Here is a 14,020-nt window from a genome sequence, read left to right as displayed (position 1 = left end):
GGACGTGACCGCTCCCGCCAACGTCCCCGCCCCCACCACGCTCACCGGCCACACCGACAGGGTGAACTCGGTGGCGTTCAGTCCTGATGGGCACATGCTCGCCAGTGCCAGCAACGACAACACTGTACGACTGTGGAACGTGACCACCCCCGCCAACGTCCCCGCCCCCAGCACCCTTACTGGCTACACCGGCGTCGTGACGTCGGTGGCGTTCAGTCCCGACGGACGCACCCTCGCCACTGCTTACAGCCGCGATGCCGATGCTGCCAAAAAAGCCGACAATGTCGTGCGGCTGTGGGACGTGACCGCTCCCGCCAACGTCCCCGCCCCCACCACGCTCACCGGCCACACCGACAGGGTGAACTCGGTGGCGTTCAGTCCTGATGGGCACACGCTCGCCAGTGCCGGCAGCGACAACACTGTACGACTGTGGGACGTGACCGCTCCCGCCAACGTCCCCGCCCCCATCATGCTCACAGGCCACGCCAGTGCCGTGAACTCGGTGGCGTTCAGCCCCGACGGACACACCCTCGCCACCGCCGGACTCGACGGCACGGCACGCCTGTGGGACATGACCACACGCACCACCATCACCACCCTCGCCGGCCACAAAGATGCCGTGGAATCTGTGGCGTTCAGTCCCGACGGACGTACCCTGGCCACAACCGGCCAAGACCGCTCGGCACGCCTGTGGGACGCGGTCACCCGCCCCACCGTCACCACGCTCACAGGCCACGCCAGTGCCGTGGAATCTGTGGCGTTCAGCCCCGACGGACGCACCCTCGCCACCGCCGGACGCGACGGCACGACACGCCTGTGGGACATGACCACACGCACCACTCTCAGAATTCTGGATGCCCGAATTCTGGATGACGGCCCCCCCGACCCCGCCAAGGAGAAAATGTACCGTTTCGGCTTCAGCAGGTACTCGATGGCGTTCAGCCCCGACGGACGCACCCTCGCCACCGCCATCGAATTCAACCGAATCATCCGGCTTTGGGACGTGACCAGCGGCTCCCTTACTGCCAAGCTCACCAGTAAGAGCCCCGTGGTCTCGATGGCGTTCAGCCCCGACGGGCGCACCCTCGCCACCAACGGCTTCTACGACCTCGTGGAGCTGTGGAACGTCGCCACCCGCACCGCCGCCACCGCCCTCCCTGGCAACGACGAAATCCTGGACTCGGTGGCGTTCAGCCCCGACGGACACACCCTCGCCGCCGCTGAACACGCCGGCACCATCCGGCTATGGAACGTGACCACCGGCACCTCCACCTCCATGGCCATCCAACCGGGCGGTGTGAATTACATGGCGTTCAGCCCCGACGGCCGCAGCCTCGCCACTGTCAGTGTTAACACCGTGCAGTTGTGGGACCTGGCCACCCACACCATTTCCCGCACCCTCCTCAAGGCGATCACCCCCGTGAGGGCGGTGGCTTTCAGCCCCGACGGACGCACCCTCGCCGCCGTCGGCGCGGACAGCACAGCGCGCTTGTTGGACGTCGCCACGGGCTCGGTCCTCACCACCCTCGCCGGCCACAGCGGCGACGTGCTGTCCGTGGCGTTCAGTCCCGACGGCCGCGGCCTCGCCACGGGCGGGGCGGACAACACCGCGCGACTATGGCCCTATGCCGCACCGGAAACCGCGATCGGAATCATCTGCAAGACCGTCGGCGAAGGCCTTACATTCGAAGACGCGGCGGTCTACCTGCCCGACTCCGATTTGCCGTGGCACCTCTGCGACGTTTGACCCGCCGGCACATACACGCACCGTACGGGTCACACACGCCGCCGTAGGCCGGGACAGCCCGTCAAAGGCTTTGGCCAGGTGGACGTCAATGACCTGCGTGGTCTCGCCGGAACGAGGTCTGCTGGTGCGGGCCCGTGCTCTCCTACGGACCTGGACGCCCCTGAATCTCCGTTGTCCCAGTGCCGCCGACCCGACACCCTCCCAGCCCGACGTCGGGAGAGTCCTGCGAGTCGCCGTCTCCAGGGCTGGCCGTCATCGAAGGACCAGCGGGGCGCCTACCAGTGATCAGTCTTCACCCATCACCGACACCAGGCCGGTGACAAGTTCCGTGCTTGCGGTGATGTAGGTGACAACAAACGCGCCGATCTGGTGACACATGCAGTGCTTCGTTTACTTGGAGCAGCAGGGCGGCGGACGTCATCGGTGATACCTACCGCGCTTCGGCACACCTTGGTGGCGAGGGCGTCCCGATCTCAGAAGGCAGGTGCAGCATGGAAGGGGAGGAGGCGTGCGATGCCGAACGCGATCGCCAAGATGACCGTCAGCTTCTCGCTGGTGTCGATCCCGGTGACCGTCTACGCGGCGACCGGGCGGCACACGGTGCCGCTGCACCAGGTCCACGCCGTCGACGGCGGCAGGATCCGGCAGAAGCGCGTCTGCGAGCTGGACGAGGCGGAGGTGCCGTTCGAGGACGTGGCCCGCGGATACGAGGCCCCGGACGGGCGCATGGTCGTCCTGACGCATGACGACCTCGCCGACCTCCCGCTCGCCACCGCCAAGGAGATCCGGGTCCTGGGCTTCCTCGACGCGGACCGGGTGGATCCGGTCAACTACGACAAGGCCTACTACCTGGGGCCGTCCAGTCCGGCCGGCGCCCGCCCGTACGCGCTGCTGCGCCAGGCCATGCTGGAGGCCGGGCAGGTCGCCGTCGCCCGGGTGGCGATCCGGACCCGCGAGTGCCTGGCCGTCCTGCGGGTGCGCGAGAACGTCATCGTGCTGCAGACCCTGCTCTGGCCGGACGAGATCCGTGACCCCGCCGGCATCGCCCCGCAGGACGTCCAGCCGCGACCCAAGGAAGTACAGCTCGCCCGGACCCTCATGGACGCCATCACCGAGGACCTCCGGATCGAGGCCGAGCACGACGAGTACGCCCACGCCCTGGAGCAGGTCGTTGAAGCCCGCCTCGCTGGCCTCGAGCCCCCGCACGCTCCCGACTCGCGTGTCCTGCCACCTGGCGGCACCGCCGCGGACCTCATGGCCCTGCTGGAACGCGCCCTCGCCGATGCCCAGGCGCAGCACCCGAAGACCAGCGAAGCAGTGAAGAGCACCAGCACCGCCAAGCCCCCGGCCACCAGGGCCGCTGCGGCCGAGTCCGAGAAGGCCGCAGGTACCGAGGAACCCGGTGGGCCTGCGCGAACCGGGTAGCCACCGGATCAGCGGCCCGGCGCCGGTTCGTGAAGGAGACGCCGGAATGCCGGTGGCATCCCGGCCCGAGATTCCTTCGCAGCGGCGTGTCCGCTCCTCTTCCAGAGGAGCAGCCCCTCCGGCGCTCCCTCAGCGGGCGCCGACGCTCAGCAGGGTCCTACTCGCGTGAGTCGGCCCTGGCGCCCGACCGGCGGCGCAGATCGCGCAGGAACCGGACGGCGCCGACACCGGCCCGGGCTAGCCGGTACGCGTGGAAGGCGAGGCTGGCGAGCTGGCGGGCCTGCGGACCGGTGGGGTCGGCGGCGGCCTCGGTGAGGAACTGCAGGAGGGCGTGGAGGGTCATCGGACGGCCTCTCTCTCGAAGCGGCGGATCGCCCCTTCGAGGTGCGGGCAGGCCTTCCGACAGCAGCCTGCCCGCGGGTGACGAGTACGGCCGAGGGCTTGACCTCATCCTGGCCCCGCGAATTCCGCAGGCGATAATGCACGAGGAAGGGTCCCGTCCCGGTGCCGGCGGCCGGGACGTTTATAGTTCTGCGCGGCTGTGCCAGAGTGACGGCCGTGACCCTTGAGAACTGGGCCGATCTCGGGACGGCCCTCGCATCCATAGCCACCCTGCTCCTGGTCGGCTTCGGCGGATGGCAGCTGAAAGCCCTCGCGCACCAGCTACGCCTCGGACAGCAATCGACCGAGGCCGCCGTCCGCGCGGCCGACGCCGCGCAGGCCACGGTCGCCGAGTCCGTGAGGGCGAGGATCGACGCCCTGGCCCCACGTCTGACGGTCCTCCCCGAGCAGGCGCCCTGGCCCCCGTTCATCGACCGCGGCCGCAGCGGCATGCCCCTCGGCAGCGACCGCCGGATGCTCGACAGCATGTCGCTCCACAGCTCCGAGGAGGCCAGGGGCGAGTTCGTCTTCCCCGAGAACGAGCACATGCTGATGTGGTTCCGTCTGCGGGCCGTCGTCACCAACGAGGGCAAGAGCACGACCCGCGTCCACTTGAAAGGCGAAGGCCGCTTCATCGAAGGCCAGAGCCCGCTCATCCCCGGCGTGACGATTCCCTGCCCGCCGGTCGTCGGAATCCCGGGAGAGACCTACCTCCACCGCGAACACGTTCTGCGCCCCGGCGAGAGCGCCCTGTTCGAGTGGGCCGCCGGCCTCCCCATCGGCGACTGGGCCGCCGGCCACGCCGCGCACGGGGACACGCAGCCCGGCAGCAGCACCATGTTCCTGACGAGCATGGACGCGAGCGAGTTCGGGGTCATCGACTCCGTGAAGATCGTGCTCGCCGGACGTCCGGTCGAACCCGTTCCCCAGCGGAACAGCCACTGGCGCCTGTCCCACCCCGAAGGGATCCGCGTGACCGTCTACCCGACCTACCGCCGTTACCGGCACGAGGCGTTCCCGAACGAGATGCAGGGAACGCCGACGCCGTCGGTCCTCGGCCTCCCGGCTGTCGGAGGGCTCAGAAAGGGTGCGCCAAGTACGTGCGAGGGCGTCGGCCCGCACTCACCCCCGCCCGACGACGTCAACATGCCGACGTCGCCGTGGCCTTGTCACGGCATGTAAGCACCGCAGGCCGCACCGCTCGCGTGTTGCGGACGGTGTGGCCCCATTCGCTAGTGAACGATCTGCACGATCTCGGGTCTGAGCTCTACCAGCGCGCCCTCGACCTCAAGATCCCCGGCCGCTCCGCCATGACCCGCGACCAGCTCCAGCACGCCTCTAACACGCCAGCCGCCGCCACAACGCTGCTTCCTGATCGGACACGGGCCGTAGGCCGTGATGTCGTTGTCACAGCTTCGGTGGGTCAACGGCATCAGGCTGTCGATGGTCCGCAGCGGAGGAGCGACTACATCGGTCCAAGCCGTCTTCCCTACGTCGGTCAAGGCAGCGCTTCAGTAGGGCAAGATTGGCCATCATCAGCAGGCACCGGCCGGTCGACGGATGGGAAAGAAGGCCGTCTGCCCGTACTACAAGTTGCCGTCCTGCCGTATCTCGCAGTGCCAGCACAGAGCTGCCACGGTGGTGTTGGGACAGCCAGGGGTCGCGCACCGCCTCTCAACGGCCATCGGACGTCCGGCCGGGACCATGTTCTCCCCACGTTTCAGGACTTCCAGCACGATCAGAGCGTGCGTGATCTCTCGGCTGGCACCCTCGTCTCCAATCAGGTCATCCAGCGGGACTGGCCGACCTTCGACATATTCTTCGTGTAGTTCGTGAAGGATCTCCCACACGGGGCGGTCCTCATCACCCTCGAACGCCTTCGCCCGAAGCGCGTGGAGAACGGCATAGATCCGCTCGAAGTCGCTGTTGTTGATCGGTCGTCGGTCCTCAGCCATTGGTAGCCTCCGGAAGTTCAAGAGGCATGTTGGCGCTCTTGGACTGGTAGTAGTTCTGAACTGCGGGAAGGACCGAGACGCGGGTGGGTGGCCACTCGTAGCTCGCCGTGATGCGGGCCTGGCTGGCGAACCTCCAGGATTCTCCGTGTTCCGGAACTGGCTCAATTCCATTGCATGCCACCCTGATGGCGATATGCCCGATGACGCCCTCGTCCTGGCCGTCGTTGTATCCGACACCGGCCATCAGTTCCACGTCCCCGGCCTGGGACTGCTCGTACCGTTGCCTGTACTGCGAGATCCAGTCCGAGAGCGGCCGGTGCTCTTCCATCTCGAACGTGACCGAATCGTTGGTGGCGAGGACGAGTTCCACAGCACCGAAAGAAGCCAACTGGTGGCGAGGGTCATTCGCGGCGAACCGTCCAGTCACGGTGATCATGGTCTCGGGACCGATGTTCTTTACTGTGAACGAGTACCTCAATCCGATGGGCACCTGACTGTCCGCAGGGGTACGGAACTCGTTGTCCTGCGGCCACGGGGCCCCCGGAGCGTCAGCCGCTACCCCCATCTGGATCGGCGGCCACAGGACTTCTCCGGGCGCTACCCACAGCTTCGGCGCGTTCGCGGCGAGCCGAGTCTTCTTCGCTTCGAGAGCACTTTCCCGGGCGACCCGAAGGGCTCGCTCAGCAGTCGAGTTCGCATCCCGGCTACGCCCGTTCGCCCGGACGGCGAGGGCGCCGGCGGCGCCGCCGACAGCGAGGGTTGCGGCAATTGAGCCGAGGGCTATCCAATCGGAGCTCTGCACGTCGGCACCGTACGCCATCGCACCGACAGTTCGAAGCTGGTGGTACATGCCGTGACGAAACCGCGATCGCTACGAGGCCAAGTCGACTGCGGTCATCTCGGTGCAGCACGGGGCGCCAACGCCCTGCGCCGAGCGTCAAGGTCCGCATGCCGTTCCCTGCATAGCCTGACGCTCCAGATAGCCTGCCTCTCGTGTATCGGATTTTTGACGGTCAGAGGGGCCGGGCATGAGCAGAGTGATCGCGGTCTACAGCGAGAAGGGCGGCGTCGGCAAGAGCGCCCTGGCGGCCGGGCTGACAGCTGCGGCCCGCAAGCGGGCGTTGGATGTGGTCGCCGGGGACCTCGATCCCCGGGGCACGTTTACCTCCGAGCTGGGCATCTCCGAGGAGGAGGCACCGGCCTTCACGATGAACGACCTGCTCGCGCTCGACCCGAAGGGCGAGACCGGGCTGGCGGCCGAGGCGTTCGCGCCGGCGTCCGACGCGTGGCCGGGGGTTCAGGTGATCGCGGCGGAGCGCGCTCTGGCGAACCGTGAGACGGACAACGTCGCCGTGGGGCTCGAGTTCCGGCTGCGGCTCGCCCTGAAGGGCGCCATAAAGCCTGGGTCGGTCGGCATTCTGGACCTGCCGCCGCGCGCCGGCGGCAAGCTCGTCACCTCGGCTCTCGTCGCGGCGACGGACGTCGTCATCCCGGCGACGCTCGACGAGGACGGCCGGATCGGCGCCAAGGAGGCCCTCGCGACCATCAAGCTGGTCAAGGATCTCGGCATGAACCCGGACCTTCGGGTGGTGGGCATCGTCCCCTCTATCGTCCCCGGCGGGCGGAGCACTCTGAAGGACGCCATAGGGGAGTATCTGGCAGAGACGTACGGGGAGCTGTACCGCGACGATCTCGCGATTCCCCGGCATGCGGTGCGCCAGCAGACGCGGTTCGCCTGTGTGCCGATCACCGCAACCTCCGGCAAGGAGGCCCAGGCCCTGGCGGATGCCTATGACCGAATCCTCACCGCATCGGGAGTGACCCTCTGATGGCCAACAAGCTGATCGCCGCCGGCACGAGCCGACTGAAGAAGGCACCGGACTCCGCCGTGGATCCCGCGGTGCCGGCCGAACTGCAGCAGCAGGCCGCCCCCTCTGCGCTCCCAGCGATCGTGGACACCCAGGGCGCGCCGAGCGTGTTCGCCGGCGGCCGGGTGCTCACCGCGGAGGACATCACTGGCACTCCGGAGGAGCAGCTCGCCTACGTCACCGAGCGGCTGGTCGAGATCGACGGTCTCGGGCGGCGGGCCGAGGACTTCGTGATGCTCAACAAGGGCGTCTTGCTGGAGGTCGCCCAGCAGCGGGAGCTGCACGTGGTCGCCGGCCACACGAACTTCGCAGTGTGGGCTTCCGGTGTTCTGGACGTCGACGAGAAATACGTCTTCGAGCTGATGCAGGACGCCGCCCGGACGCGGGCCGTAGCGGAATTGGGACCGGACCTCGCCCAGCATCTGAGCCGGGCCTCGGCTCGTAAGGCGGTGGCTTCGGTTATTGCCTCGCATGACCTGAAGACGGCCCGCACGGTGGTCGAGCTGGGTGTCGCTGAAGCGGTCGAGCAGGGGAAGAAGCGCCCCACTGCGGCCCGGCTGGTCGAGCTCGCCGAGGAGTTGACAGCGGCGTCCATCCCCGGGCAGAACACGGGGTCAGAAATTTCAGACCCCGTCCCCAGTGGGCAGAGGTCAGAAATTTCTGACCCCCGATCCGAGGAGCAGCCGGGCGCGGCACAGCTTCGCGACTTGAGCCGCTCGGCGGCTGTGCTGCGGGAGCGGGTGGCTTCACTGATCGCTCCTCGCGCACTGAAGCCCGCGGTGGAGGCTAACCCGGCTGCGGCTCATCGGCACCTGGAGGATCTCGAGACTGAGCTGCAGCGCCTCGCCAAGCGCTTGACGGCCGCCAAGAAAGCGGCGGCTGCGGCAGTCGCGGCGGCTCCGGTGGACGCGGAGATCGTGAGCTGACCGTCAGCGGCGTCTAGAAGCACGAAGGGCCCGCCTCCCCCGGCACTGTCGGGGGAGGCGGGCCCTTCGATTTGGTCCGGTCAAACCTGAACGAGAATCCCCGCGCGGTCGAGGCCGATCGCGCGAGCGACGGCGGCGAAGGTCGCCCCCCAGTCGCCCGCATGGTGGACTGCGCGGTCGTCGATGTAGCAGGCCGCGCCAAGCTTGGTGCTGGTGACCAGGACCGGGCCGCCGACTGCCGTGTAATACGCCCGCTCGGGGTTGGGGTCGACGAAGGCGTGGATCCCGCTGTACCAGGTGATCCAGTCGGCGACGTCGGGCAAAAAGCATCGCGGCCTTGCCGTGTAGACGAAGACCGCGCGGTGTCGGGCGAGCAGCCGCAGCGCTTCGATCGCGCCCGGCAGGGGCAGGCCGATGCGACCGCCCATCCAGCCGGCCGAGGCGTCGGCGAGCGTGCCGTCCAGGTCTACGCCGACGGCCTGACTGGCGGGGCTGTCGGGGGTGGGTTCGATGACGGGCCGGTGCATGTGGTCCTCCGTCAGGTCAGCGGGCTAGAGGAAGGTGAGCTGGTTCTCGTCCGGCCCGGAGGTGTCCTCGGTGCGGGCCTGGGCGCGCGCTTCGTCGTGGGCTTCGTCGGCGCGGTCGCACACCAGCCGGCCGTCGGGGAGCTCGTCCCACTCGCGGCCGACGGCGTCGGTGGCCGCGGCCTCGGGGGATTCGTGGCGGGGGATGAACTCGTCCTCGACCAGGTCCCCGCAGATACCGCACTTCGCGGTCCAGCACAGCGACGGGACGGCGGTGCCGGCGCCCGGGCGAGCCGCGCCTTCGCGGCGCCAGGCGTAGCCGTGGTGGAGGACCAGGGCGTGGGTGGCGGGCTGTAGGGGGGAGCCGTCGTCGAGGTCGGCGGCCAGGGCGTTGTGCTCGGTGGCGGCCATCAGCGCGGTGACGAGGTCGGGCATCGGAAGCAGAGTGTCGGGGCCGGTGAGCCAGAGCTCCCAGGCCTGGTCCGGGCTGCCGGGGCGCAGCCTGTCGGCGGGGTCGGTGGTGAACAGGCCTCGGCGGCCGGCCTGGGTGAGGGCGGGGGTGGTGGTCATGTCCGGTGTCACCTTCGACGGGTCGGCCCCGGCCCGCTGGGGTGAGGGACGGGGCCGGGGTGGTGGCGCGTGGTCGGGTGGGGCGTGCGGGGGCCGGGAGCGGTCGGCTACAGCAGGCCGGCGGCGTGGGCCTGCGCCTCCTGGTCGACGTCCTCGTCCTCGTTGTCCTCGTTGTCCTCGTCGGCCTGGTCGTCGTCGGCGGCCGGGCCGCGGAGTTCGGCGATGGCGAGGTCCTTGCCGATGGCCTGCCACGGGTCGCCGTCCTGGTTCTTGCTGTCGGCGGGCTGTGCCGTGTCGGCGGCGGGGGCCTCCAGGAGGACGGTCAGTTCGCCGAGGCTGTGCACCGGGACCGACCGCTCGCCGTCCCGGGCGAGCAGGTAGGTGCGGCTGTTGTAGCCTTCGCGGTCGGTCGGGCGCGGGAGGGCCAGCAGGCGGGCGGTGGGCGTGATCTCGCACGTCGCGCTGCCGTCCGGCTCGCCGATCCAGTTCTCGGCCTTGGTGAGGGAGCCGTGGCTGTAGTCGAGCCGGCTGGCGCCGGAGGCGGCCCGGTGCGCGGCGTCGGCCCGGGCGTCGGCGGCCAGCTGCTCCCGGGTGGGCGTCGGGGCCGCCGGGCGGGCCGGGGCGTGGTGCTCGGCGCCGAGGCGGCGGCGCAGGGGGGTGAGGGCCTTGTAGGCGTGGTGGTCGGTGAGGACGGCGGCGAGGGTGCCGGCGGCGAGGGCGAGGGTGATGCGGGTCTCCGCGGCGCGGGTGGTGAGGGTGCGGTAGGTGGTGAGGCCGGCGGCGGCGCCAGCGGTGACGGTGGCGAGGCTGTCGGCGGTGTCGAGGGCGGTGCGGGCCAGGCGGGTTCGCAGGGTGTTGGTCACGGGTGCCTCCGAGGGGGCGGGGTGGGTGCCGGCCGGGCGGCCGCGCCGCGCACCACCGCGCGCCGCAACCCGGGCCTGGCTGGCACGGGGGCGGGGTGCGGTGGTGGGCAGCGTCAGTGCCCGGTGCGGTGGTGGCGGATCTCGTCCCAGCCCTCACGGGGGAGAAGGTCACGGGCGTCGCGGGCCATCCGGTGCTGGTAGCGCAGGACGTCCTCGGGCACCCGCGCCTCGGCGGCGCGCCGCGCGTTGCGCGAGAGGCAGTCCGGGAGGGGGAGGTCGAGGTGGATCGCGACGGCCCGGCAGCCGTGCTGGTGCGCCAGCTCCACCAGCTGCGCCCGGTGAGCGGCTTCGACGGAGGTGTTGTCGACGTAGGTCGTGTGGCCCCGGCGCAGCCGCATGGTGAGGATGTGGTGCTGGAGGAGGACGGCGTCGGGGGTGGCGCTCTGGTCGCCCGGCTCGGAAACGGCGGCGCGCAGCCGGTCGAGGGAGACGATCTGGTGGGAGGGGATCCCGGCGGCGGCGAGCAGCGTGGTCTTGCCGGAGGCGCTGGCGCCGATCACGGCGACGAGGTCGCCGGCGTTCCGGACGGCGTCCAGGGCTCGGGTCTGGGTGGTCGTCATGCTGGTGGTCTCCCGGGTGGTGTGGGGTGGCGGGTCATCGGGCGAGGACAGCGGCGGCGAGGGTCTCGAAGCCGTGGTGGCAGGCGGCGTCCATGCGGGCCGCGCCGTTGATGCCGTGGTCGGCGAGTCGGTAGAACGCGCCCTTGCCGGTGGCGTCCGCGAACCGCTCCAGGAGGCCGCCCGGGACGCGGCGATCGATCGCGAAGTGCGTCAGTCCGCTGATCGCGAGGGCGGCGGCGACCGGGCCGGGGCGCAGCCGCAGGCCAAGCGCGCGGGCGCCGAGCAGAAGGGCCGCGGCCTGGGTGCCGGTGTAGGTCAGGCAGTGGACCGCGCAGGCGCGGCGGCCGGCGGCGGTGCCGTGCGTCGCGATGACCCGTCCGTCGTCGAGGACCTGGACGGGCGCGGCGTCGGTGGCGCCCTTGGTGCGGGCGCAGTGGTCGGACTGGACGAGGTGGTCGCCGATGTCCGCCCCGGCGCGCAGCAGGGCGTAGGCGGCGGCGAAGCGGGCGGTGCGGGCGGTGTTCACGGGTACCTCCGGGGTTGGGGTCGGCCGGGCGGCCGGCACCGCGCACCATCGCGTCCACCGCTCCGGCCTGGCTGGCACGGGGACGGTGGACGCGGTGGTGGGCAGCGTCAGCGCCCGGGCGGGGTGTCAGTGGTCCTGTTCGCCGGGGAGGGGCGGGTGCGGGGGTCGTGCCAGCAGACGCGGGTGTGGCCGATGGCTTCGGCGACGTAGCCGGTGCGCATCAGGGAGCCGGACCGGTTGATGCGGTAGCGCAGCTCGTTGAGCATGTGGGCCATCTCCGCCGGGTCGGTGACGTCGGCGGTGCCGGGGAGCGGGGGTTCGACGACGTCGCGGCCGACGTGCCGGTGGGTCAGGGTGACGTGTGCGCCGAGGTCCTGGAGAAGCCGGCCGGTCTCGCGGCCGACGGCCACACTGCGGTGCCTTCCGCCCCTGCAGTACAGGTGGATGCGGACCGGCTCGCCGGGCAGCGCGACGTACTGGGCCAGGGCCCGGCGGGCGGTGCGGTCGGCGATCTCGCGGGCGCCGGGGGTGGCCAGGACGTAGTCGAGGACGTGCTGGTCGAGGCCGGTGGAGCGGATCATCTGCTCGCGGACCTGCGGGTCTTCGGGCGGGTTGCGCAGGGCGGTGGTCAGGTCGACGGTGATCGCGTCGCCGGGCGGCGGGTCCTGGTGGAGGGTGCCGTAGGTGGTGACCTCGACCGCGAAGGGCGTGGCGGCGAGGTGGTCGTTCCAAGTCGTCGTGCTCAACACGTTCTCCGATCCGGTGGCGGCGTCGGCCGGTCGGCCGGCGCGGTGGTGGGTGGGCGGTGTCAGCGTCCGGTCAGGCCTTGGTGCTGGCGGGGTTGGTGGGGGCGGGCCGGCCTTGCAGGGCGGCGTGGAGGATGGCGGCGTGGTCGAACGCCAGCAGCTCCGGGAGCTCGTTCCAGGGCCACCAGCGGGCGGTGCGGGCGTCGTCCCCGGCGGCGGCCGGGGTGCTGGCGGGGACGACGGCGAGGTAGGCGGCGGTGACGTAGCGGCCGCGCGGGTCGCGGCCGGGCTCGTCCCAGACGCCGAGCTGGAGCAGGTCGGCGGCGTCCACGCGAACCCCGGTCTCCTCGGCCAGCTCGCGGGCGGCCGCGTTGCGGCTGGTCTCGCCGGGGTCGACGTGGCCGCCGGGCAGCGCCCACGCGCCCGCGAAGGGCGGCCAGCCCCGCTCGATCAGCAGCACGCGGCCGTCCTGCGCGATGGCGACGACGTCGGCGGTGTAGCGGATCGATTCGAAGATCTCGGTCATCTCGGTCTCCTGGTCGGTTGGATGGTCGGCAAGTCGGGGGCGTGGTGAGTGGCGAGAGGGTGTGTCACTGTGGAGCGCTTGGTGCGGCAGAGCCGGTCGACGCGGTGGGAGTGGTTGTGAGCGAGGAGTCCGAGCGGATCCGGCACGGCGTGGGCCACTACGCCGTCGATGTGGCGCTGGCACTGGCTGAGGACGGTGTCCCGGCGGCGGTGCACGCTGTCCACGGCTCCGGGGATCAGGAGCCCTCCGCCGTCGTGCTGGTGAACCTCACGGTCGGCCAGCGGGTGGTGCCGGACGGCCTGTGCGGTCTGGGGTGGGACTGTGTGTCCGGCTGGTTCTTCTTCACCGGTGACCCGGCGCGGCCTCGCAAGGAGCTGATGGCCGGGGTCCGGTGGCTGAGCGACGGCCAGGTGCCGCCCCCGGCCAGGCTGAGGTCGTTCCTGTCGGCGGTGCTGCTGGACCCGGCGAGTGCCGGCAGCGCCGAACGTCCCTACTACGCCGTCCCCGGCGGCGGGCCCGGCCTGGCCGACCGCCTCGCCCCCTATCTCTCCCACACCGTCAGCGAGCCGTGGCAGCAGCGGTTCGCCGACCGGCAGCAGATGGCTCTTCACGCGCGGGTGCTGGAGTATCTGCGGGACGACATCGACGAGGTGGTGATGCTGCCGTTGCGTGCCGGCGAGCTGCGGGCGGTGGTGGAACTGCTGGAGCTGCACGACCTGACCGGCCGGTACCTGTATCCGATGGGACGCCTGGCCGGGCATCTCGCCCGGGACCTCGAGGCCCGCGTGGCGGCCGGCCTGTCGCTGGAGCCGGCTGCCGGGGTGGTGTACACGCAGATCCTCCGGGAGGAGAACGACGCGATGGCCGCGCAGATCGAGGCGGAGCGGTTGGCGATGCGGCGGGACTACGGGCCGGACGTGCCGGCTGACCTGCCGCCGATCGACTTCTCCTGACGCGCGTCTCCTTGGCGGTGGGGGCCGCCACGGTCGTGGCGGGCCCCACCGCACATGTGCTTCCGGGTGATCAGGTGGCCAGGTGCCACAGGATCGCGATGATGACCAGCAGGCCGATGAGGACGGCCTTCGGGTTGAGGCTCCAGGAGTCCTCGAGCACCTTGATCTCGGCCCAGATCGCGTCGATCTCGTGCTGCAGTCCGGTGTGGGCGGGGGTGCCGGGCACCAGGATGTTCTGGACGGCTCCCTTCTCGGCCAGGGTCTGGCGGAGCCTGGCGAGGCGCTCGTCACGGGATATGGCCCAGGGCATCGGGCGGGGTCCTTCCAGTCGATGGGTACAGGCGGTGATGCCGGTAGCACGGTTCAGGTGAGGGCGCGGCCGCCGTCGAG

At 70.6% G+C, this 14,020-nt stretch carries 16 protein-coding genes and 1 pseudogene; 6 read left to right on the top strand and 11 right to left on the bottom strand.

The window, feature by feature from the left end:
- Window positions 1–1,747: pseudogene (locus tag ACFXAM_RS15310) on the top strand (hypothetical protein); the annotation flags it as partial.
- 513 nt (window positions 1,748–2,260) lie between these two features.
- Window positions 2,261–3,172: a Ku protein gene (locus tag ACFXAM_RS15305; RefSeq protein WP_380291264.1), complete on the top strand. Its 912-nt coding sequence runs from the start codon at window positions 2,261–2,263 to the stop codon at window positions 3,170–3,172.
- A 157-nt stretch (window positions 3,173–3,329) separates the two neighbouring features.
- On the opposite strand, the gene ACFXAM_RS15300 is transcribed toward ACFXAM_RS15305, so the two are convergent.
- The gene (locus ACFXAM_RS15300; protein WP_380291262.1) at window positions 3,330–3,515 is read right to left on the bottom strand and encodes a hypothetical protein; all 186 of its coding nucleotides are present in this window, start codon (window positions 3,513–3,515) and stop codon (window positions 3,330–3,332) included.
- A 215-nt stretch (window positions 3,516–3,730) separates the two neighbouring features.
- Between ACFXAM_RS15300 and ACFXAM_RS15295 the strand changes: the two genes are divergently transcribed.
- Window positions 3,731–4,735, top strand: coding sequence for a hypothetical protein (locus ACFXAM_RS15295; protein WP_380291260.1), 1,005 nt, complete (start codon window positions 3,731–3,733; stop codon window positions 4,733–4,735).
- Window positions 4,736–5,139: 404 nt separating this feature from the next.
- On the opposite strand, the gene ACFXAM_RS15290 is transcribed toward ACFXAM_RS15295, so the two are convergent.
- The gene (locus ACFXAM_RS15290) at window positions 5,140–5,508 is read right to left on the bottom strand and encodes a hypothetical protein (RefSeq protein WP_380291258.1); all 369 of its coding nucleotides are present in this window, start codon (window positions 5,506–5,508) and stop codon (window positions 5,140–5,142) included.
- The gene (locus ACFXAM_RS15285) at window positions 5,501–6,358 is read right to left on the bottom strand and encodes a hypothetical protein (RefSeq protein ID WP_380291256.1); all 858 of its coding nucleotides are present in this window, start codon (window positions 6,356–6,358) and stop codon (window positions 5,501–5,503) included. Before ACFXAM_RS15285 ends, ACFXAM_RS15290 begins: the two co-directional genes overlap by 8 nt.
- Before the next feature lie 178 nt (window positions 6,359–6,536).
- Between ACFXAM_RS15285 and ACFXAM_RS15280 the strand changes: the two genes are divergently transcribed.
- Both ACFXAM_RS15280 and ACFXAM_RS15275 read left to right on the top strand, forming a co-directional pair.
- Complete coding sequence (locus ACFXAM_RS15280; RefSeq protein WP_380291254.1) at window positions 6,537–7,337, top strand: ParA family protein; 801 nt, start codon at window positions 6,537–6,539, stop codon at window positions 7,335–7,337.
- Complete coding sequence (locus tag ACFXAM_RS15275) at window positions 7,337–8,302, top strand: hypothetical protein (protein ID WP_380291252.1); 966 nt, start codon at window positions 7,337–7,339, stop codon at window positions 8,300–8,302. The genes ACFXAM_RS15280 and ACFXAM_RS15275 overlap by 1 nt, the downstream gene beginning before the upstream one ends.
- 80 nt (window positions 8,303–8,382) lie before the next feature.
- Here the strand turns inward: ACFXAM_RS15275 and ACFXAM_RS15270 are convergent, their stop codons facing one another.
- From ACFXAM_RS15270 to ACFXAM_RS15240, 7 genes are all read right to left on the bottom strand, one after another.
- Window positions 8,383–8,829 (bottom strand): hypothetical protein, encoded by a 447-nt coding sequence (locus ACFXAM_RS15270; RefSeq protein ID WP_380291250.1) that lies wholly within the window; start codon window positions 8,827–8,829, stop codon window positions 8,383–8,385.
- A gap of 24 nt (window positions 8,830–8,853) precedes the next feature.
- Entirely contained in the window at window positions 8,854–9,396 is a 543-nt protein-coding gene (locus ACFXAM_RS15265) for a hypothetical protein (protein WP_380291248.1), read from the bottom strand.
- Window positions 9,397–9,503: 107 nt separating this feature from the next.
- Window positions 9,504–10,259, bottom strand: coding sequence for a hypothetical protein (locus ACFXAM_RS15260; protein WP_380291246.1), 756 nt, complete (start codon window positions 10,257–10,259; stop codon window positions 9,504–9,506).
- Window positions 10,260–10,372: 113 nt separating this feature from the next.
- A complete protein-coding gene (locus tag ACFXAM_RS15255; protein ID WP_380291244.1) occupies window positions 10,373–10,879 on the bottom strand; it encodes an AAA family ATPase in 507 nt (168 codons plus the stop codon).
- Between the two features lie 34 nt (window positions 10,880–10,913).
- Entirely contained in the window at window positions 10,914–11,405 is a 492-nt protein-coding gene (locus ACFXAM_RS15250) for a hypothetical protein (RefSeq protein WP_380291242.1), read from the bottom strand.
- Between the two features lie 107 nt (window positions 11,406–11,512).
- Entirely contained in the window at window positions 11,513–12,151 is a 639-nt protein-coding gene (locus ACFXAM_RS15245) for a hypothetical protein (RefSeq protein WP_380291241.1), read from the bottom strand.
- 73 nt (window positions 12,152–12,224) lie between these two features.
- Entirely contained in the window at window positions 12,225–12,677 is a 453-nt protein-coding gene (locus ACFXAM_RS15240) for an NUDIX domain-containing protein (RefSeq protein WP_380291239.1), read from the bottom strand.
- Window positions 12,678–12,793: 116 nt separating this feature from the next.
- Here ACFXAM_RS15240 and ACFXAM_RS15235 point away from each other — a divergent pair, with 116 nt between their 5' ends.
- Complete coding sequence (locus ACFXAM_RS15235) at window positions 12,794–13,630, top strand: hypothetical protein (protein WP_380291237.1); 837 nt, start codon at window positions 12,794–12,796, stop codon at window positions 13,628–13,630.
- A gap of 70 nt (window positions 13,631–13,700) precedes the next feature.
- Here ACFXAM_RS15235 and ACFXAM_RS15230 read toward each other — a convergent pair whose 3' ends face one another.
- Window positions 13,701–13,940 (bottom strand): hypothetical protein, encoded by a 240-nt coding sequence (locus ACFXAM_RS15230; RefSeq protein WP_380291235.1) that lies wholly within the window; start codon window positions 13,938–13,940, stop codon window positions 13,701–13,703.
- Window positions 13,941–14,020 lie beyond the last annotated feature (80 nt).

Origin of the sequence: Kitasatospora sp. NPDC059462, assembly GCF_042749955.1 — a bacterium.
In the GTDB taxonomy this organism is placed as follows: domain Bacteria; phylum Actinomycetota; class Actinomycetes; order Streptomycetales; family Streptomycetaceae; genus Kitasatospora.
The sequence above is the reverse complement of the archived record's forward strand: the minus strand, read 5'-3'. Positions and strand labels throughout refer to the sequence as shown.

Excerpts from the sequence above, each read along its gene's own strand:
- ACFXAM_RS15305 (WP_380291264.1), top strand. The coding sequence starts at position 2,261 with ATGCCGAACGCGATCGCCAAGATGACCGTCAGCTTCTCGCTGGTGTCG.
- ACFXAM_RS15300 (WP_380291262.1), bottom strand. The coding sequence starts at position 3,515 with ATGACCCTCCACGCCCTCCTGCAGTTCCTCACCGAGGCCGCCGCCGAC.
- ACFXAM_RS15290 (WP_380291258.1), bottom strand. The coding sequence starts at position 5,508 with ATGGCTGAGGACCGACGACCGATCAACAACAGCGACTTCGAGCGGATC.
- ACFXAM_RS15285 (WP_380291256.1), bottom strand. The coding sequence starts at position 6,358 with ATGTACCACCAGCTTCGAACTGTCGGTGCGATGGCGTACGGTGCCGAC.
- ACFXAM_RS15280 (WP_380291254.1), top strand. The coding sequence starts at position 6,537 with ATGAGCAGAGTGATCGCGGTCTACAGCGAGAAGGGCGGCGTCGGCAAG.
- ACFXAM_RS15275 (WP_380291252.1), top strand. The coding sequence starts at position 7,337 with ATGGCCAACAAGCTGATCGCCGCCGGCACGAGCCGACTGAAGAAGGCA.
- ACFXAM_RS15270 (WP_380291250.1), bottom strand. The coding sequence starts at position 8,829 with ATGCACCGGCCCGTCATCGAACCCACCCCCGACAGCCCCGCCAGTCAG.
- ACFXAM_RS15265 (WP_380291248.1), bottom strand. The coding sequence starts at position 9,396 with ATGACCACCACCCCCGCCCTCACCCAGGCCGGCCGCCGAGGCCTGTTC.
- ACFXAM_RS15255 (WP_380291244.1), bottom strand. The coding sequence starts at position 10,879 with ATGACGACCACCCAGACCCGAGCCCTGGACGCCGTCCGGAACGCCGGC.
- ACFXAM_RS15240 (WP_380291239.1), bottom strand. The coding sequence starts at position 12,677 with ATGACCGAGATCTTCGAATCGATCCGCTACACCGCCGACGTCGTCGCC.
- ACFXAM_RS15230 (WP_380291235.1), bottom strand. The coding sequence starts at position 13,940 with ATGCCCTGGGCCATATCCCGTGACGAGCGCCTCGCCAGGCTCCGCCAG.